The sequence below is a fragment of the Pelagibacterium halotolerans genome (assembly GCF_044811015.1).
In the GTDB taxonomy this organism is placed as follows: Bacteria; Pseudomonadota; Alphaproteobacteria; order Rhizobiales; family Devosiaceae; genus Pelagibacterium; species Pelagibacterium halotolerans_A.
The window spans coordinates 1,681,379-1,697,964 of the sequence record NZ_CP085243.1; the positions used below are offsets into that span (position 1 = coordinate 1,681,379).

Here is a 16,586-nt window from a genome sequence, read left to right on the forward strand (position 1 = left end):
CGTGGATATGCCTAACCGGTAACGCGCTCGATCTCGGCGCCGCAACGGCTGAGCTTGTCTTCCAGCCGCTCGAAACCCCGGTCGAGGTGATAGATGCGGTTGACCACCGTCTCCCCACGTGCCGCAAGCCCGGCAATGACGAGGGAGACCGACGCGCGCAGGTCCGTTGCCATTACCTGAGCGCCCTTGAGCTCTGGCACACCCCTGACCGTTGCTGTCTGGCCGTCGACATGGATGTCGGCGCCAAAGCGCGCAAGTTCGGCCACGTGCATGAAGCGGTTTTCAAAGATGGTTTCCTTGATCGCCGAGGTGCCGTTCGCGCGCGTCATCAGCGCCATGAACTGGGCCTGCAAGTCGGTGGGGAAGCCGGGGAAGGGCTGGGTCTCGACGTCAATAGCTGTGAGCCCGTTGCCGTTGCGCTTGATACGCAGCCCTTCGGTCTCATGGCTGACGGTAACACCGACCTCGCCCAGCGAATCAAGCGCCGCCTGCAGCAGATCCCCCCGCGCTCCGCGCAGCAGGACATCGCCACCGGTCATGGCCGCGGCCATGGCATAGGTGCCGGTTTCAATACGATCGGGCAACACTTCATGGCTGGTGCCGTGCAGACGTTCGACGCCTTCGATCACGAGCCTGTCCGTCCCTATGCCGGAAATCTTTGCGCCCATGGAGACGAGACAATCGGCAAGGTTGCCGACTTCCGGTTCCCGGGCGGCGTTCTCAATCACCGTCGTGCCATCGGCTAGCGAAGCCGCCATCATCACCACATGCGTTGCGCCCACGGAGACGCGCGGGAATGCGACTGTCGCGCCCTTGAGCCGACCGCCAGGCGCGGCCGCGACGACATAGCCCCCATCGATGTCGATCTGGGCACCGAGCGCGCGCAAACCCTCAAGATAGAAATCGACCGGCCTGGTGCCGATGGCACAGCCGCCGGGCAGCGAGACGCGTGCCTGCCCTTCGCGCGCCAGAAGTGGACCGATGACCCAGAAGCTCGCGCGCATCTTCGCGACGAGCTCATAAGGCGCAGTCGTATCGACGATATCTCCGGCGGTAATCGTGAGCCGCTGCCCGCCCATCTCGCGGTCGCCGCGGCGCCGGCCGTGAACGGCGATATCGACACCATGATTTTCAAGGATACGTTCGAGCTGTTTGACGTCGGCGAGGCGCGGCACGTTGAGCAACGTGACCGGTTCATCGGTCAAAAGCGCGGCAATCATCAGAGGCAGCGCGGCGTTCTTTGCGCCCGAGATTTCGATCTCGCCGTTCAGGGCGTTGCCGCCGACAATGCGTATCCGGTCCATGGTGATACTCCTAGGGTATGCGCGCGGCGCGAATCATAAAAGGGAAGCCACGGGCATCAGCGCGAACGCTCTGGTACCGCAGCGTGTGGGCGGGTGCAAGAAATGGTCAGGACTTGGAGGACGTCCTGCTACTTCGGACGGCCGGTGGTGTTGCGGCCGGCTTGCGCGTCATCGTCTTTCCCCTGCACTTTATCGTTCGTCTCATGCGCCTGGCGCGCCTTGGCCTGCGCTTTGCGACGCTTAAGATTTTCGCGGAGCTTTGCGGCCAATCTTTGATTGCGGTCGGGGTTGGTCATTGCTTAGTCAAATCAAGATCAGAGAAAGTAGCAGGAATCCGCTGCAAACGAGCGCAAGCACTCCTAGGCCCTTGGCAAGGTAGAGGGACAGGTCCTTCGCCTCCGCAAAGGACGTGGCAGCCCAAATGGCCAAGAAAACAAAACCCATGAGATAGGCGATACCAACCCAGAATGCGTGCGACCTAATCGTTGGCACGGTAATAAAGATGCCGCAAACGAGCGCCCAGGCCAACTGGCTGACTAGGAAGACCAAGAATCTGCCTCTTGGTGGGGCGTGATCGGGGAATCGCGTCACTGCTTCTGCTTTGCTCGCCGGATAGTCTGTTTACCGAGGCCCCAAATGCCCACCCAAATTGCTGTGGCGATGCCTGAAAATACAAGTGCGGTAACAGGGTCTGGATGGTTTGTTACCAAAGCGATTGCGATGCCAAGGCCAAAAACCAAAGCGATAGCCGAAAAGGTGGCGACAACAACGTTCGGCGCGAGCCAGACGGCAAGTAGAGCAATGATCCACACGAACGGATCAATCATCGTTCCGGCTAATCGTCCAGCGAAAGCGGCCAACTCGACCATCTAACTCCTTCCTTGGAGGTCAACTGAACACCGAAACCACGATCCTGACAAGGGTTGCTTTCCCACGCGACCTATTTGCCGCCGTTGGGGAACTCAATGTCATTCCAAATCGACCGTACGGCACCACCCTGCGACGTCCGAATGGATCGTTGCGCTGACTTACAGCGCCATAATCTCTGCCAGCTTATAATCACGGGCGGTTTCAAGAAAAACACAGGTTATTCATTGCCCCGAGAATCGCAGCTTTTTGCCCTTGCGTCCATAAGGGGTCTGTGGCAGTAGAAGCGCGCATCGGCGGCGGCGCCTCGCGCGGCTTCCACAAGCATGATTTCAAGCTGCTGTAGCTCAGGGGTAGAGCACTCCCTTGGTAAGGGAGAGGCCGAGAGTTCAAATCTCTCCAGCAGCACCATTTTCCCCGCATTACCGATCAAGGCAGACTGCCTGTGTCCTGCCTGCCGATAATGGCCATGATCTCCACTCTATCCCCCACGACCCGGTAATAGATGCTTTCGCTACCACAGATTGCCCGGCGATACCCGGCGCGTATCTCGTCGACGGCCTGATGCATCAGCGGTTGCCGGGCAATATGTTCGAATGCGTCGAACAGAGCGTTATAATACTTGTCGGCTTGAGCTTCGCCGAACTCGCAAAGCCCGTGCATGTAAATCCGCCGCAAGTCCTCTTTGGCGTGAGCCGATAGCCTATAGATCGCCATGCCGGCGCGCCTCATCCTTGAACTCTTCAAGGATTTCGGCACGCGTCTGGTCGATCAGAACACCCTGCTCGGCCTCGACAAGCTTGCCACGAACTGCCTCGATCTCGCGCGCACGCCGGATAAGGTCGTTCACGACCTCGCTCTTGCTCATATATTCCTGACTTTCGACCCGCGCCTTCAGCCAGTCATCGTTCGGCTTGGTCAGGGAAACGCTTTGTCTCACCATGTCCGAGACTCCTCATATTGACGGTGCAATTGTGCACCATATGTGCACCACAAGCAAGTCGCACCACTGCTCACGACTTCCGCCGCATCGCATCCGCCAGCGCCGCGCCGAATACGCCTTGCCCTGCACCGCCACTCTCGCTCCGCCCCTTGCCACGCGGTTTGCCACCGCGTTCCGGCGCCGGCCGTTTATCCGTCCCCGCCACTCCATCCTTGCGCATCGAGAGCCCGATCCGCTTGCGCTTGACGTCGACCTCCACGACGCGGACCTTCACAACGTCGCCAGTTTTGACCACCTCGTGCGCGTCCTTCACGAACCTGTCGGCAAGCTGGGAGACATGGACCAGCCCGTCCTGATGCACACCGATATCGACGAAGGCGCCGAAGGCGGCAACGTTGGTCACAGTGCCTTCGAGCATCATGCCGGGTTTGAGGTCCGATATCTCCTCGATCCCTTCGGCAAATTGCGCGGTCTTGAATTCAGGGCGCGGATCGCGGCCGGGTTTTTCGAGTTCGGCGAGAATGTCCCGCACCGTGGGCAGACCGAAATGCGCGTCAACGAAACGCTGCGGATCGAGAGCCTTGAGCGCCTTGCTGTCTCCCATCAACGTACGGATATCGCGCCCGCACGCAGCAACAATCTTGCGCGCGACGCCATACGCTTCCGGATGCACCGAGGAGGCGTCGAGTGGCTCGGCGCCGTCGCGGATGCGCAGGAAGCCGGCGGCCTGCTCGAAGGCCTTGGGGCCAAGCCGGGGTACCGCCTTGAGATCACTCCGCGCCGCAAACGCACCATTGGCGTTCCGATGCGCGACGATGGCTTCGGCCAGCGACGCGCCGAGTCCCGAAACGCGGGCCAGCAACGAGGCGGAAGCCGTATTGAGATCGACACCGACCGCGTTCACCGCATCCTCGACCACCGCGTCGAGCGATTTGGCCAACCTGTGCTGGTCGACGTCGTGCTGGTACTGCCCCACCCCGATCGATTTGGGTTCGATCTTCACAAGCTCCGCCAGCGGATCCTGCAGCCGCCGTGCAATCGACACCGCGCCGCGCAACGATACATCGAGATCGGGCAATTCGTTCGAAGCGGCTTCAGAGGCAGAGTAGACCGATGCCCCTGCCTCGCTCACGACGACCTTGAGCGGTTTGGGTGCGGGAATGCGCGTCAGCATGTCCGTCACCAACCGCTCGGTCTCGCGGCTGGCGGTGCCATTGCCGATGGCGATCAGTTCGACCCTGTGCCGGGCGATGAGCGCCATCAGCGCCGCCTGGCTGCCCTGCACGTCGTTGCGGGGCGCGAAGGGATACACCGTCGCTGTATCGAGAACCTTGCCGGTTGCATCGACCACCGCAACCTTGACGCCGGTGCGGATGCCGGGATCGAGCCCTAGGGTCGCCCGGCTTCCGGCGGGTGCGGCGAGCAGCAAATCCTTGAGGTTGCGCGCAAAAACCGTGATTGCCTCTTCCTCGGCGCGTTCGCGCAGGCGCGTCATCAGATCGACCGAGAGGTGCAGCCACAGCTTCACCCGCCAACTCCAACGCGCAACCTCCATCAACCACTGATCCGCTGGCCCGCCATCGGCGGTGATGTTGAAATGCCGCGCGACCATAAGTTCGGCGGGCTTAAACCGCCCCTCGGCGTCCGCATCGAGCTCAAGATCGACCGAAAGCACCTCCTCGTTACGTCCGCGCAACATGGCGAGGGCGCGGTGGCTGGGGACTTTCGACCAGGGTTCGGCATGGTCGAAATAATCGGAAAATTTCGCGCCTGCCTCCTCCTTGCCCTCGACAACGCGTGACCGCAGCAGCGCTCTCTGCTCCATATATGCCCGGAGCGTGCCGATCAGCTGCGCGTCTTCGGCAAAGCGCTCGGCAAGGATGTCGCGCGCGCCTTCGAGGGCGGCTTTGGCATCGGGCACGTCATCGGTCAGGTACGCTTCGGCAGCTTCAAGCGGCACAAGGCTCCGATTGCCGAACAGCGTATCGGCGAGCGGCTCTAGCCCACGCTCGCGGGCGATCTCGGCCTTGGTGCGGCGCTTCGGCTTATAGGGAAGATAGATATCCTCAAGTTCGGCTTTTGTCGTCACCCGCGCGATTTCGGCGGCCAGCGCGTCGGTCAGCTTCCCTTGCGAGTCGATCGACTGCAAGATCGCCGCGCGCCGGGCCTCGAGCTCGCGCAGATAGGTGAGCCGGTCCCCGAGCGTGCGCAATTGCGCATCGTCGAGCCCGCCGGTTGCCTCCTTACGGTAGCGCGCAATGAACGGCACCGTCGCGCCTTCATCGAGCAGCTTCACCGCTGCCACGACCTGCTCGGGCCGGGCGGCGATGTCTTTTGCGATAGTCGCGGCGATGGCGGTTTCGTTGGCGCTCATGAATACCTCTTGCTCGTAAGGAACCGGACCATATGCGTGTAGCAGCCATCGCGCCAAGCCTTTGGCACGCGCCATCCACAGGACCAGTGTTGCACCATGGCAACGAGAATGGGCGTTCTGCAAGGTCACTTCAACGTGATCCGATATTGCCCCGATCTTGCCCCTTTTGACCCGCTAAGCGCGAGGATATGTCACGCTTTCTGCCCATCGTCCTTCTGGCCACAGGCCTCCTTCTGATCTTCACCAGCTTTGCATCCGCCAACCCAACCGCCAACGCCGGCCCGGTTGAGAACGCCATCTGCGAAGAGGTCGCTGCGGACGCCCGCGTCGAACCATCGACGCCCAAAGCACATTGCTGGAAGAAGATCGGATTGGGCAAAGTGCTGCCCTCCTGCCCGACCGAACACGCCATTGTCGCGGCGATCACCCTGCCCGTGCAGGCACCGCGGGCCGAACCGGTCTTTGAACCGATCGCGAGGGATGTCCCGCTTGCCGCCACAGGTTTCGATCCGCCCCCGCCCAAGGCCTGATCCGTTCGCAAACCCATCCCTGGCATTCACCGCGCGCCTGGCGCGCGATATTTCGTTGCGAGCTTACCGATGTTTCATTTCTCTTCCGCCCCTAACCGGCGCGGCTTCCTGACTGGCGCCGCCAGCCTTTTGGCTCTCACCGCCGCCGGCTGTTCGACCACGTTCAGTCCAACCCTCCCGGCCCAGCCGGCACGCCCACCGATTCCCGAACACGCGCGGCTCATGTACAGGGCAATGCCGGAGGAGGACTTCTCGCTCCCGGCTATAGACCTTAACCAACTCGATCCGATCTATTACCGCCAGGTCGTCGACTATCCGACCACCGAAGCTCCCGGCACGATCGTTGTCGATACGCCCAACCGTTTTCTCTACCACGTCCAGGACGGTGACACGGCGATGCGGTACGGTGTCGGCATCGGGCGCGCAGGGTTTGCGTGGGGCGGTCTCGCGCGCATCGCTTATGGCCGCAAATGGCCAACGTGGACGCCACCAGCGGAGATGATTGAGCGCCAGCCCGAGCTCGAGCAATGGCGTGGCGGCCAGCCGCCGGGGCTCACCAATCCCCTGGGAGCCCGGGCGCTCTATATCCACCAGAACAACCGCGACACACTCTACCGCCTGCACGGAACCGGTGAGGTCTGGTCAATCGGTAAGGCGGTCTCCTCGGGCTGCGTCCGCCTCCTGCATCAGGACGTTATCGATCTTTATGACCGGGTCGCATGGGGCTCAAAGATCGTGGTCCTCCAGGAACCCGATGACGGAGTCATGCCGCTTAAGGTTTGACCCGACACAAAAAGGCGCGCCCGAAGCGCGCCTTTTTCATATTCGTTGAAAACCTGAAGCCGTGAGGCCGATCAGCTCCGGATCGGAATGATCGTGATTTCGACGCGGCGGTTCTGCGCGCGGCCGGCTTCGGTGTCGTTGGAGGCGATCGGGTTGGCCTCGCCGCGACCTTCGACAAAGAAGCGTCGCGAATCGACGCCATTCTGGGCCAGAACGCGGGCAACAGCCGTGGCGCGCTGTTGGGACAGCGTCAGGTTGTAGCTCTCAGAACCCGTCGAGTCGGTATATCCGACGATATCGACCAGCGTCTGGTTATATTCCTGCAGCACCAGCGCGACCGAGTTCAGCGTGCTCTGGAACTGCGGCTGCACCGTTGCCTGGTTGGTGGCGAAGGTGATGTTGGAGGGCATGTTGAGGATGATCTGGTCACCCACTCGGGTCACCGACACACCCGTGCCCTGGAGCTGGGCGCGCAACGCAGCTTCCTGCTGGTCCATATAGTTACCGATCGCGCCACCTGCGAGCGCCCCGACACCCGCGCCGATCAACGCGCCGATCCGCGGATCGCCGCCGACCACGGAGCCGATCACCGCGCCGCCGATGGCGCCACCGCCGGCGCCGATCAGCGCACCGCCCGCGGTGTTGGAAATCTTGGTTTCACCGGTAAAAGGATTAGTCGTCGTGCAGCCCGCGAGGGTCAGCGCCGCGACGGCGGAAAGTGCAATTGCTTTTTTCATGATGATTCTACCGCTCTATTGGTTATGCCTGCGTTCTCGCGTGGCGCGGGTCACGACTGTGTCTTTCGCCGGCAAAACCACGCATAATCAAAGATCTAGGGTCTGTCTCCGAAATTTCGCGCCCCAAGTCCTCTCTCGCTTGGCACTCTAGGTGCAATTGTGGCAGCACCGTGTTTATGCCTCCCCGCGAGAGCGGAGTTTAGCCTATTTTCCGGCCATGTCCCAGCCGGTGGGTGCCGTATTTCCGCCCGATCCTCCGGAGCGGCATTGCGTCACGCTGGCGAACGTCCGGCAAAGCGCATAAATTGACAAAATCTTGTGACCGGTCGTCGGGTGGATGCCGCCGTTTCGCATTTCGTATGATCGACTTAGCGGCGTTTGATCCAGATCAAACTGCATAAACCCGGCTCCCGTTAGGGTTGATTCGTCACAAGAAAAGCCCACACTGTGCCAAGCCGCAGTTTGGCGGATGGCTTGAATACTATTGAATAGGAGCGCGGACCGGAACGGGTATGTCCCCCGCGGCGGAAAAGCGCCAGAATCGGAGTAGGCCTCATGGACTATCGCGGCATTTTCGAGGACGCGCTCGACGCGCTTCGAATAGAGAAACGCTATCGCGTTTTTGCCGATCTCGAACGTATTGCGGGCAGCTTCCCGCGCGCGGTTTATCGCGATAGCGCCGACAACGCCCGTGAGATTACCATCTGGTGCTCGAACGACTACCTGGGCATGGGCCAGCATCCCAAGGTTATCGCCGCGATGCAGGAGACCGCGGGCAAGCTCGGCGCGGGCGCAGGCGGCACACGCAATATTTCGGGCACCAACCGCCCGCTGGTCGAGCTGGAGCGCTCGCTTGCCGATCTGCACCACAAGGAAGCCGCGCTTGTTTTTACCTCGGGGTTCGTTTCCAACGAAGCTGCGATCTCGACCATCGGCCGGCTGATCCCCGACTGCCTGATCCTTTCGGACCAGCTTAACCACGCCTCAATGATCGCTGGCGTGCGGCAATCGGGCATGGAAAAGAAGATTTTCCGCCACAACGACCTTGAGCACCTGCGCGAGCTTCTCGCTGCTGCCGGCAAGCAACGGCCCAAACTCATCGTTTTCGAGTCTGTTTATTCGATGGATGGCGACATCGCGCCGATCAAGGAAATCTGCGATCTGGCTGAAGAATTCAACGCCATGACCTATATCGATGAAGTCCATGCCGTGGGCATGTACGGCCCGCGCGGCGGCGGTATCTGTGAGCGCGAAGGCCTGATGGACCGGATCGATATCATCGAAGGTACACTCGCCAAGGGTTTCGGCGTCATGGGCGGGTATATTGCCGCCAACAAAACGATTGTCGACGCGGTACGTTCCTACGCGCCCGAGTTTATCTTCACTACCGCCCTGCCCCCGGCGCTCTGCGCGGCAGCCCGGACGTCGATCGAGCATCTGAAGACCTCCGATGCCGAACGCGAGGCGCATCAGCGCCAGGCCGGTCGCGTCAAGCGCGTCCTGGCAGAGGCCGGGCTGCCGGTGATGCCGACCGATACGCATATCGTTCCGCTGATCGTGGGTGATGCGCGGCTGTGCAAGGCGGCCAGCGACATGCTGATGGAGCGGCACAACATCTACATCCAGCCGATCAACTATCCCACGGTTCCAAAAGGCACCGAACGGCTGCGGATCACGCCAACGCCATATCATACAGATGACATGGTCGCCGAACTATGCGACGCGCTGATCGTCGTCTGGCAGACCCTCGACCTGCCACGCGATTTCGACATGTCGCGGTTGATGGAAAACAAGCTGATCGCCGGCGACCTGACGCTGCCCACAGTGGGTGGGTGAGCTGGATGCGGTCATGTCGGGCTTTCTCCGGCCCGCGCAAGTCATCGGGATTCGTCGGTTAACAGGTCCGCCGTTGTCGTTTCGAGCGCCTCTGCGAATTTCGCAACCACGGTGATCGTGGGATTCCTGACCTGCCTCTCAATCCCGGAGACATAGGTGCGGTCGATCTCTGCCCGCGCGGCAAGGTCTTCCTGCGACAGGTTCAACCGTTTCCGGGCAGCCTTGATGTTTCGGGCCAGTATCGCGCGCACGTCTTCCATGCACGCCATCGGTTCGCTATGTAGACGAAAAACCCACGGACGATGAGTCTCTTTTTTGCTTTCAGCCCAGCTGTGTTGACTATAGGCTACATTGCACTTTCTCGGGAGCGGTGCGATGTGGGATATACTCGGTCAAGCATTCTCATGACTCTTGCTGATCGTCTTCGGCGGTCAGGCCCTCATCTTCATCGGCTTGGTTCTGTGGATGATCTGGACCGACGCCATCAAGCCGAGGTTGATCCCCATGCGGGAAATCGACCGCGTGGCCGCCGACATTATCGCCAACTACCCCGCCCCCGAGCTTGAGGCGTTCGCCCGGCACGAGTACGCGTGGTACCGCAGCGACGGCGCGGAGCAGGCCTATTGGTATCGAGTGCGGAAGGCCGTCAGGCAGCGACTTGGCCGTTGCTAGAGTGGGATGCGGAATCGAAGGTCCGCGCAAGCGCAAAGCCGCGAACCGGAGTTCCGCAAAAAATCCCACGCAACCAAGGATCTAGAGCGATATGGCGCTTCAACGAAACGCCATCTCGCTCTAGGCATCGGGGCTCTGACGAAAGCCTCCCTCCTCAGCTCGTCAGCACGATCCGGATCAAATCCGCTGTGTTGCGCGCGCCAAGCTTTTCCATCACCCGCGCGCGGTGAACTTCGATGGTGCGCGGCGAGATACCCAATTCGCGTCCGGCCTCCTTGTTGGATTGCCCGTTGGTGATCAATTGCAACACCTCGCGCTCACGCGGGGTTAACTGGGTGAACCCACGAATTTCGACTTCGCGCTGCCCGTCCCGTACCGCGCCTATATGCACGTCGCGGCGCAGGGTTTCGCGAACCGCGCGAACGAAGCGATCGGTATCGATGGGTTTGACGAACACATCGCTGGCGCCCAGCCGCATGGCCTCCACGGTCATGCCGACGTCCGAGGTATCGGAGATGACAAAAACGGGAACACCCGTCCGCAGTGCTTTGACCTCTTCGAGCACCGGCAACGCCGAGGCGCCGTCCATGATCGCATTGAGCACCACGACATCGGGCTTGCGCTCCTCGAACCGGCCCAGGAAATCTGTCATATCGAGCGACACGGCGGTTTGGAATCCTTCGAGCCGGAATAGCAGCGTCAGCGCCTCGCAAGTATTGGCGTCGTTATCGACGACGTGGATCAACCGGTCGCGATTGAGAAAAGAACGGTAGGAAATTTCCGTGTTCATCGTGTCCTCCAGACATGTGAGGCGCCCCCGGCACCCCGGCTTGCTATGACTGGTTTCACCGGCAGGCGCCTTGCCACGCGTCCGCCCCGAAACCCGCGTGCGTCCCCGTTCCCCTGTCAGGCATCCGGATCAACCGGTGCCGTCAAGGAGCGGTTCGGGCATAAGGAGAGTGTCCGCCGTCCGGCAGAATTGCCGGCACGCGCAAGAGCCCCCGCTATGTCCATCCTTCAGGTCCGCTGCATGCGCCTCAGAAGAATCGCGCACGCATTTTGCGATAGGTAGGCCGCCGTGCCGAGTGGATGAATCCGTAGGAGCGACTACCTACGATAGGACTATAGACCTATACGCGGTGGGATGACAATCCGTAACTTTACCAATGGGGTTGCAGCTTCCGGGTCTTCCACATGGAAAGCGAAAACGGCGCGGCCGCAGACTGCCTTCCTACAGGCCTACCGCGCCTTGAGCAGGTCCCGGATTTCGGTCAACAGGACCTCCTCGCGCGGCGGGGCGGGCGCAATTTCGGGCTCGGGCTCCTTGGCCTTTTCCCGGCGCAGATTGTTGATGCCCTTGACCACGAGGAAGAGCACGAAGGCCACGATCGCGAACTTCACCACCGCGTTGATGAACAGCCCGACATTAAGCGTCGCAATCCCTGCTTCCTGGGCGGCGGCCAGTGACGGCACCGCAATGCCTTCGGGGTTGGCGAGAACGATGAACAGATTCGAGAAATCGATCCCCCCCAGAATCAGACCGACGACCGGCATGAAGATGTCGTCGACGAGCGAAGTCACGATCGCGGTGAACGCAGCACCGATGACGATGCCGATGGCCATGTCGACCATGTTGCCCTTTACTGCGAATTCCTTGAACTCTTTGAATAACGACATCTGCCTCTCCATATCTGTCGTAACATTCGTGCCAACGCGCTGGAATGCTTGGAGAAAGCTAGCCTCAACGGGCGGCAATTGTCCATTGGAATAACTTGACAGCCGCGCCCTGCGGGCCGACCAAGGCAGTAACGCGCAACAATGAGGTCGTCGGCGTGAGCGAGGTATCGCATTCCGAAACGGTGAGGCAGGACGCCTATTTGCGCGTCGCGGTCGACCATTTGCCTTACGGCATCGCGCTGTTCGATGCCGATCTCAGGCTCGTGGTCGCCAACCCCACCTACGCCCAAGTACTGGCGTTGCCGGAAACCCTGGTGAGAGAAGGCACGAGCCTCGACGAAATTCTTCTCTTTGTTGCCCGCAGGGGCGACCTGGGGCCGGGCACACCCGAAGTGCTCGCCGATCAGCGCCGACGCTTGATCACGTCGCAACCCACAACGCTTACCCAGCGGCTCTCGGTTCTGGGCCACTACATCGAGATCCACACAAGCCAGGCACCGGGTGGCGGGCTCGTCATTTCCCTTTCCGACGTCACCGACCGGGCCAAGGCCGAGGCCGCGCTCGAACAGATCAATCATACGCTCGAAGAGCGCGTCGACGATCGCACACGGGCTTTGACGCTGCTCAACGCCGAGCTTGAAAAGGCGCGCGCCAAGGCGGATGCGGCCAATCACGAGAAGACGCGCTTTCTCGCGGCGGCCAGCCACGACCTCCTGCAGCCGCTCAACGCCGCCCGGCTTTACACCTCGACGCTTTTCGAGCGCACGCGCGGCACCCCGATGGCCGATCTGGCGTCGTCCATCGATGCGTCACTCAATGCGGTCGAAGATATCATGTCCACGCTGCTGGACATCTCGCGGATGGACAGCGGCGCGCTCAAGGTGACGCGGTCGAACTTCAACAGCCTCGATCTTTTGAAGAAAGTCGAGATCGAGTTCCAGCCGCTCGCGGAGGAAAAGAATATCGATCTGCGCGTTGTCGGCGCATCCTTCCTCGTGCGGTCGGACCGTATGCTGCTCGCGCGGGTCATCCAGAACCTGGTTTCGAACGCCATCAAATACACAAAGCCCGGTGGCCGGGTGCTCGTGGGATGCCGGAAGCGGGGCGAGACCGTCCGGATCGACGTGATCGACACCGGCATCGGCATCGACAGTCATCAGCACCAGATGATCTTCACCGAGTTCTCGCGGCTCGAGCAGGGCGCGCGGATCGCGCAGGGGCTGGGGCTCGGGCTTTCCATCGTCCAGCGCATCCTCATCGCGCTCGACCATCCTCTCGCCATCGAGAGCGTGGTGGGCAAAGGCTCGCGCTTTTCCGTCACGGTCCCCCGCATCGTCGAGAGCGAGCCGATTGCCGTTGTCGACGAACCGCCGGCGACACGCCCCGATTCCCAACTCGCGGGCCTTCAGGTGCTCTGTGTCGATAACGAACGCTCCATCCTCGACGCCATGTCGGGCCTTCTCGAAAACTGGGGCTGCGATGTGCGGACCGCGACGTCGCTCAAGGACATCTCACAGGCCAACATGCTCGAAGGCTGGGTGCCCGACCTTGTTCTGATGGATTATCACCTCGATCAGTCCTCTGGCCTCGATGCCATCGAATGGCTCAAACAGGTCGCCGGTGGCCAGCTTCCGGCAATCCTCGTCACGGCAGACCGCACCAATGCAGTGCGGCAACTGGCCGAGGCACGCGGGACGGCGGTGCTCAACAAGCCTGTGAAACCGGCGGCGTTGAGGGCGTTGATCACGCAGGTGACGCGACGGGGCTAATCTCGAGACCCCGCCAACCCCTCGATCACGGCAACCATAACTGCATCGACATCCGCCCGCGCTTCACCGGCTGCAACCGCAACGGCCGCTCGGTCGAATGCAGCTGATAGAATCTGCGTCAGCGCATTGAGCGGCAAGGCTCCGATGACACCAGCCTCGATCGCGGCGATAAGTCCCTCGCGCAATGTGCGATTGGCGTGTCGCTCGTCTATCGCAGTGTTTACAGCCTGCCCCAACACCGCAGGTGCCTCGAGCAGGAGGAGCCGTGTGCGTCCTGGCGCCTGCATGGCTTCGAGATAGGTTCGCCCCCCCGAAATAAGCGCCTCGAGCGGCTCCATTCCGGCAGGTGTTGCCGCATCGATCTCCGCTGCTACCGCCGCGGCCTCGGCCTCCACTACCGCAGCGAACAGCGCGCGCTTGTCGGCAAAGTGATGATAGAGCGCGCCACGTGTCACGCCCGCCTCGGCGACGAGTTCCGGAGTCCCCACATCGGCGTAGCCGCGCGCGATAAACAATTCCCGAGCCGCTGCCAGAAGCGCCCCTCGTGTGGCATCCGAGCGAGCCTTGTTCGACCGCCGTGATTCATTTTCTTGCATACATGCAGCCTGTATGTTATTTCATCCTAACATACATACTGTATGTTTCTTTTTGTTGCGAGGGAAGCCATGAAAACAACAAGCTATTATCCGGTCATCATGACCGACAACGTTGCAGTCACCGCCGCGTTCTATCGCGCTCATTTCACCTTCGAAGCGGCATTCGAGGCCGATTGGTATGTGCACTTGCAATTAAGAAGCGATCCGGCGGTCAATCTTGCCGTACTCGACGGTAGCCATGAAACCATCCCCGCTGCCAGTCGTGGAAAGGTGAACGGACTTTTGCTCAACTTCGAAGTCGACGACGTCGATGCAGAATATGTCCGATTAAGGAACGCGGGGTTGCCAATCCTGCTGGAATTGCGCGACGAGGATTTCGGTCAGCGTCATTTCATCACCGCCGATCCGAACGGCGTCCTGATCGACATCATCAAGCCGATCCCGCCGAGTACGGAGTTTGCTATGCAATATGCAGATGACGCGCTTCCGGAGTAAGAGTTCTCACTCCCCCTCGACAAGCTGGGCAAACTGTCCCTGCTCGATCTTCGAAGCAGCGATCACGGCTTGCGTCCGGCTGTCGACATTGAGCTTCTGCAGGATCGCCGAAACGTGCGCCTTGACCGTCGCTTCCGAGATCGAAAGCTCATAGGCGATCTGCTTGTTCATCAGCCCGTCCGAGAGCATCATCAGCACCCGCACCTGTTGCGGCGTCAGCGTCGCGAGCCGGGCCAGCATTTCGGTCTGCTCGTCCTCGCCTTCGAGCGAGATGCCTTCGGGCACCCAGAGCTCGCCCGACAGCACCGTATCGATGGAGGACCGGATCGTTTCGGCGCTTTCGGATTTGGAGAGATAGCCCGCGGCCCCCAGATCGAAGCAGCGCCTGATCACCCCCTGGTCCTCGACCGCCGAGATGATCATCACCGGGATTTCGGGGAATTGCGCGCGCAACAGCAAGAGCCCCGAGAACCCGCGCACGCCGGGCATGTTGAGATCGAGCAGCACGAGGTCGCAATCCCGGTCGGCTTCGAGCGCGCCGAGGAGGCCGTCGATATCCCCGGCTTCCTCGAAGGCATAGCCGTTATCCTCTCCTTCGAGCGTCTGGCGCAATGCCGCGCGGAAGAGAGGATGATCGTCGACAATGATGATGCGATGGCTCATATGCCAAATGTCCCGAGAACAAGCCCTTTTTTGCGTTTACCGGATGCGGGAGCAGTACACAAGCAAAAGGCCTGTACCTATTGGTCTAACTGCAGAACGCGGCGTTATATAATATCCCCCCGCCCGTCAGGGTCCTGCGGCTCGGATAGCATGCCCTCGATGATCTGCTCGACGCGCGCCAGTTCGCTGAGCGATTTTTCAATCGCCGCCCGGCGCTGCTGGAGAAGGTGGCGCTGGTGGTGCACCTTGTCGAGCGCCCGGCGCAGATGGTCGTAGGAGCCGTCGCGCAGGTCGTAGGTGTCGAGATATTCCTGTATCTCGCGCAGCGTCAGCCCCACCTGCTTGCCGTCGAGGATGATCCGCAGGCGGCGGCGGTCGCGGTTGGTATAGAGGCGCTTGTTGCCCACGCGGCGCGGGCGCAGCATGCCCTTGTCTTCGTAAAAGCGAAGCGTTCTGTGGGTTACGTCGAAGGCTTCGGCGAGCTCGGCGATGGTGTAGATGGCCGGGCCATCACCCCTCCGCTGCGCGCGGTCCTTCCGGGCGGCGTTGGTCATATCTAGGCGTTTCACGAATCCGGAAATTTCTCGGTTTTACAAACTGTACGATTGGGCGGCGCGGCGCAAGCGTGGCGTAATGACCGCGCGCGTCGACATGTCAGTCACGAGATTGGGAAAAGCCGTTAGGGAACGCGTTACCGCCGCACCGGATTGCGTTAGGCGGTGCTCCGCCCGATGGCGTGGGTGTCCAAGACAAACGGAGGAGGAAGGAATATGGGAGCAAAGCTCAAATTCGGCGCGGCGCTTTGTGCCGTTTTCGCAATCGGCGGCGGGGCGGTCGCGCAGGACGCCATGTTCGGAACACAGGACGATCTCGATACGGCCGCCGCGCTGTGGCAGGCCATGATCGACGCGCGACTGGCTGGCGAGGACGCAATTCACACCCGGCCTTATGAAGGTACGGAACCCCATGGGGCGGTGCTCGAAACGTTTTATGCACCGTTCGCATTGAACGGTCAGGAAGGACAATTGATCGTCAAGCGTAACCATATGGCGGAGGGCCTGACGCCCGGTGCCGTCTGGGACGATCCGGACGCTTCGCTCGCCGCTGTTACGGTCATGTTCGAACAACCGGACGCCGAAAGCGGCTGGTTCTGGGCGAAATATTTCCCCGACGGCTCACTCGATCAGACCCCGGACGGTGTCGCACTCGCCGGCCAGGCTGCCGGCTGCATTTCTTGCCATAGCGGGGCAGCGGGCGGCGACATGGTGTTTGCCAACGACTGAACCTGCGGCGATCGGGACCGGCTCAACGGGTTGGCCGGCCCTGCTCTTGGCGCTACG

At 61.2% G+C, this 16,586-nt stretch carries 20 protein-coding genes, 1 tRNA gene and 1 pseudogene; 8 read left to right on the top strand and 14 right to left on the bottom strand.

Annotated features, from left to right (window positions below; translation table 11 throughout):
* Positions 1-11 precede the first annotated feature (11 nt).
* From murA to LG281_RS08335, 3 genes are all read right to left on the bottom strand, one after another.
* The gene (gene murA / locus LG281_RS08325; RefSeq protein ID WP_404406216.1) at positions 12-1,304 is read right to left on the bottom strand and encodes a UDP-N-acetylglucosamine 1-carboxyvinyltransferase; all 1,293 of its coding nucleotides are present in this window, start codon (positions 1,302-1,304) and stop codon (positions 12-14) included.
* A gap of 128 nt (positions 1,305-1,432) precedes the next feature.
* Complete coding sequence (locus tag LG281_RS08330) at positions 1,433-1,600, bottom strand: hypothetical protein (protein ID WP_404406218.1); 168 nt, start codon at positions 1,598-1,600, stop codon at positions 1,433-1,435.
* 291 nt (positions 1,601-1,891) lie between these two features.
* Positions 1,892-2,173, bottom strand: coding sequence for a hypothetical protein (locus LG281_RS08335; protein ID WP_404406220.1), 282 nt, complete (start codon positions 2,171-2,173; stop codon positions 1,892-1,894).
* 334 nt (positions 2,174-2,507) lie between these two features.
* On the opposite strand from LG281_RS08335, the gene LG281_RS08340 reads away from it, so the two are divergent.
* Positions 2,508-2,582 (top strand) — tRNA-Thr (locus LG281_RS08340).
* An 18-nt stretch (positions 2,583-2,600) separates the two neighbouring features.
* Here the strand turns inward: LG281_RS08340 and LG281_RS08345 are convergent.
* From LG281_RS08345 to LG281_RS08355, 3 genes are all read right to left on the bottom strand, one after another.
* Entirely contained in the window at positions 2,601-2,888 is a 288-nt protein-coding gene (locus tag LG281_RS08345) for a type II toxin-antitoxin system RelE/ParE family toxin (protein WP_404406222.1), read from the bottom strand.
* A complete protein-coding gene (locus tag LG281_RS08350; protein WP_404406224.1) occupies positions 2,875-3,114 on the bottom strand; it encodes a type II toxin-antitoxin system ParD family antitoxin in 240 nt (79 codons plus the stop codon). Before LG281_RS08350 ends, LG281_RS08345 begins: the two co-directional genes overlap by 14 nt.
* Positions 3,115-3,184: 70 nt before the next feature.
* Positions 3,185-5,488 (bottom strand): Tex family protein, encoded by a 2,304-nt coding sequence (locus LG281_RS08355; protein ID WP_404406226.1) that lies wholly within the window; start codon positions 5,486-5,488, stop codon positions 3,185-3,187.
* Positions 5,489-5,676: 188 nt separating this feature from the next.
* On the opposite strand from LG281_RS08355, the gene LG281_RS08360 reads away from it, so the two are divergent.
* Both LG281_RS08360 and LG281_RS08365 read left to right on the top strand, forming a co-directional pair.
* Positions 5,677-6,018, top strand: a complete 342-nt coding sequence (locus LG281_RS08360) for a hypothetical protein (protein ID WP_404406228.1) — start codon at positions 5,677-5,679, stop codon at positions 6,016-6,018.
* Between the two features lie 69 nt (positions 6,019-6,087).
* The gene (locus tag LG281_RS08365) at positions 6,088-6,801 is read left to right on the top strand and encodes a L,D-transpeptidase (RefSeq protein ID WP_404406230.1); all 714 of its coding nucleotides are present in this window, start codon (positions 6,088-6,090) and stop codon (positions 6,799-6,801) included.
* A gap of 71 nt (positions 6,802-6,872) precedes the next feature.
* Here LG281_RS08365 and LG281_RS08370 read toward each other — a convergent pair whose 3' ends face one another.
* Together LG281_RS08370 and LG281_RS08375 are read right to left on the bottom strand one after the other, a co-directional pair.
* Entirely contained in the window at positions 6,873-7,538 is a 666-nt protein-coding gene (locus tag LG281_RS08370; RefSeq protein WP_404406232.1) for an OmpA family protein, read from the bottom strand.
* Between the two features lie 204 nt (positions 7,539-7,742).
* A complete protein-coding gene (locus LG281_RS08375; protein ID WP_404406234.1) occupies positions 7,743-7,937 on the bottom strand; it encodes a hypothetical protein in 195 nt (64 codons plus the stop codon).
* A gap of 156 nt (positions 7,938-8,093) precedes the next feature.
* On the opposite strand from LG281_RS08375, the gene hemA reads away from it, so the two are divergent.
* The gene (hemA, locus tag LG281_RS08380) at positions 8,094-9,374 is read left to right on the top strand and encodes a 5-aminolevulinate synthase (RefSeq protein WP_404406236.1); all 1,281 of its coding nucleotides are present in this window, start codon (positions 8,094-8,096) and stop codon (positions 9,372-9,374) included.
* A 41-nt stretch (positions 9,375-9,415) separates the two neighbouring features.
* On the opposite strand, the gene LG281_RS08385 is transcribed toward hemA, so the two are convergent.
* Positions 9,416-9,634: a helix-turn-helix domain-containing protein gene (locus tag LG281_RS08385; protein WP_404406238.1), complete on the bottom strand. Its 219-nt coding sequence runs from the start codon at positions 9,632-9,634 to the stop codon at positions 9,416-9,418.
* 148 nt (positions 9,635-9,782) lie between these two features.
* Between LG281_RS08385 and LG281_RS08390 the strand changes: the two are divergent.
* Positions 9,783-10,046: pseudogene (locus tag LG281_RS08390) on the top strand (hypothetical protein); the annotation flags it as partial.
* Positions 10,047-10,200: 154 nt separating this feature from the next.
* On the opposite strand, the gene LG281_RS08395 reads toward LG281_RS08390, so the two are convergent.
* Together LG281_RS08395 and mscL are read right to left on the bottom strand one after the other, a co-directional pair.
* On the bottom strand, positions 10,201-10,836 hold the full coding sequence (locus LG281_RS08395; protein WP_404406240.1) for a response regulator transcription factor: 636 nt from the start codon (positions 10,834-10,836) through the stop codon (positions 10,201-10,203).
* Between the two features lie 449 nt (positions 10,837-11,285).
* Positions 11,286-11,723 carry a large conductance mechanosensitive channel protein MscL gene (gene mscL / locus LG281_RS08400; RefSeq protein ID WP_404406242.1) on the bottom strand — a complete coding sequence of 146 codons (438 nt, stop codon included), beginning with the start codon at positions 11,721-11,723 and terminating at the stop codon, positions 11,286-11,288.
* 155 nt (positions 11,724-11,878) lie between these two features.
* On the opposite strand from mscL, the gene LG281_RS08405 reads away from it, so the two are divergent.
* Positions 11,879-13,492 carry a NahK/ErcS family hybrid sensor histidine kinase/response regulator gene (locus LG281_RS08405; protein WP_404406244.1) on the top strand — a complete coding sequence of 538 codons (1,614 nt, stop codon included), beginning with the start codon at positions 11,879-11,881 and terminating at the stop codon, positions 13,490-13,492.
* On the opposite strand, the gene LG281_RS08410 is transcribed toward LG281_RS08405, so the two are convergent.
* Positions 13,489-14,088, bottom strand: a complete 600-nt coding sequence (locus LG281_RS08410) for a helix-turn-helix domain-containing protein (protein WP_404406246.1) — start codon at positions 14,086-14,088, stop codon at positions 13,489-13,491. The genes LG281_RS08405 and LG281_RS08410 overlap by 4 nt on opposite strands.
* A 69-nt stretch (positions 14,089-14,157) precedes the next feature.
* Between LG281_RS08410 and LG281_RS08415 the strand changes: the two genes are divergently transcribed.
* Positions 14,158-14,583, top strand: a complete 426-nt coding sequence (locus LG281_RS08415; RefSeq protein ID WP_404406248.1) for a VOC family protein — start codon at positions 14,158-14,160, stop codon at positions 14,581-14,583.
* A 6-nt stretch (positions 14,584-14,589) separates the two neighbouring features.
* On the opposite strand, the gene LG281_RS08420 is transcribed toward LG281_RS08415, so the two are convergent.
* Together LG281_RS08420 and LG281_RS08425 are read right to left on the bottom strand one after the other, a co-directional pair.
* The gene (locus LG281_RS08420) at positions 14,590-15,246 is read right to left on the bottom strand and encodes a response regulator (protein ID WP_404406250.1); all 657 of its coding nucleotides are present in this window, start codon (positions 15,244-15,246) and stop codon (positions 14,590-14,592) included.
* Between the two features lie 104 nt (positions 15,247-15,350).
* Entirely contained in the window at positions 15,351-15,800 is a 450-nt protein-coding gene (locus LG281_RS08425; protein ID WP_404406252.1) for a MerR family transcriptional regulator, read from the bottom strand.
* 216 nt (positions 15,801-16,016) lie between these two features.
* Between LG281_RS08425 and LG281_RS08430 the strand changes: the two genes are divergently transcribed.
* Positions 16,017-16,529 carry a cytochrome P460 family protein gene (locus LG281_RS08430; RefSeq protein ID WP_404406254.1) on the top strand — a complete coding sequence of 171 codons (513 nt, stop codon included), beginning with the start codon at positions 16,017-16,019 and terminating at the stop codon, positions 16,527-16,529.
* The last annotated feature ends 57 nt before the right edge of the window (positions 16,530-16,586 follow it).

Bases quoted from the DNA above. Each gene is read 5' to 3' on its own strand.
- murA (WP_404406216.1), bottom strand. From the start codon at position 1,304: ATGGACCGGATACGCATTGTCGGCGGCAACGCCCTGAACGGCGAGATC.
- LG281_RS08330 (WP_404406218.1), bottom strand. From the start codon at position 1,600: ATGACCAACCCCGACCGCAATCAAAGATTGGCCGCAAAGCTCCGCGAA.
- LG281_RS08335 (WP_404406220.1), bottom strand. From the start codon at position 2,173: ATGGTCGAGTTGGCCGCTTTCGCTGGACGATTAGCCGGAACGATGATT.
- LG281_RS08345 (WP_404406222.1), bottom strand. From the start codon at position 2,888: ATGGCGATCTATAGGCTATCGGCTCACGCCAAAGAGGACTTGCGGCGG.
- LG281_RS08350 (WP_404406224.1), bottom strand. From the start codon at position 3,114: ATGGTGAGACAAAGCGTTTCCCTGACCAAGCCGAACGATGACTGGCTG.
- LG281_RS08355 (WP_404406226.1), bottom strand. From the start codon at position 5,488: ATGAGCGCCAACGAAACCGCCATCGCCGCGACTATCGCAAAAGACATC.
- LG281_RS08360 (WP_404406228.1), top strand. From the start codon at position 5,677: ATGTCACGCTTTCTGCCCATCGTCCTTCTGGCCACAGGCCTCCTTCTG.
- LG281_RS08365 (WP_404406230.1), top strand. From the start codon at position 6,088: ATGTTTCATTTCTCTTCCGCCCCTAACCGGCGCGGCTTCCTGACTGGC.
- LG281_RS08370 (WP_404406232.1), bottom strand. From the start codon at position 7,538: ATGAAAAAAGCAATTGCACTTTCCGCCGTCGCGGCGCTGACCCTCGCG.
- LG281_RS08375 (WP_404406234.1), bottom strand. From the start codon at position 7,937: ATGCAGTTTGATCTGGATCAAACGCCGCTAAGTCGATCATACGAAATG.
- hemA (WP_404406236.1), top strand. From the start codon at position 8,094: ATGGACTATCGCGGCATTTTCGAGGACGCGCTCGACGCGCTTCGAATA.
- LG281_RS08385 (WP_404406238.1), bottom strand. From the start codon at position 9,634: ATGGAAGACGTGCGCGCGATACTGGCCCGAAACATCAAGGCTGCCCGG.
- LG281_RS08395 (WP_404406240.1), bottom strand. From the start codon at position 10,836: ATGAACACGGAAATTTCCTACCGTTCTTTTCTCAATCGCGACCGGTTG.
- mscL (WP_404406242.1), bottom strand. From the start codon at position 11,723: ATGTCGTTATTCAAAGAGTTCAAGGAATTCGCAGTAAAGGGCAACATG.
- LG281_RS08410 (WP_404406246.1), bottom strand. From the start codon at position 14,088: ATGCAAGAAAATGAATCACGGCGGTCGAACAAGGCTCGCTCGGATGCC.
- LG281_RS08415 (WP_404406248.1), top strand. From the start codon at position 14,158: ATGAAAACAACAAGCTATTATCCGGTCATCATGACCGACAACGTTGCA.
- LG281_RS08420 (WP_404406250.1), bottom strand. From the start codon at position 15,246: ATGAGCCATCGCATCATCATTGTCGACGATCATCCTCTCTTCCGCGCG.
- LG281_RS08425 (WP_404406252.1), bottom strand. From the start codon at position 15,800: ATGACCAACGCCGCCCGGAAGGACCGCGCGCAGCGGAGGGGTGATGGC.
- LG281_RS08430 (WP_404406254.1), top strand. From the start codon at position 16,017: ATGGGAGCAAAGCTCAAATTCGGCGCGGCGCTTTGTGCCGTTTTCGCA.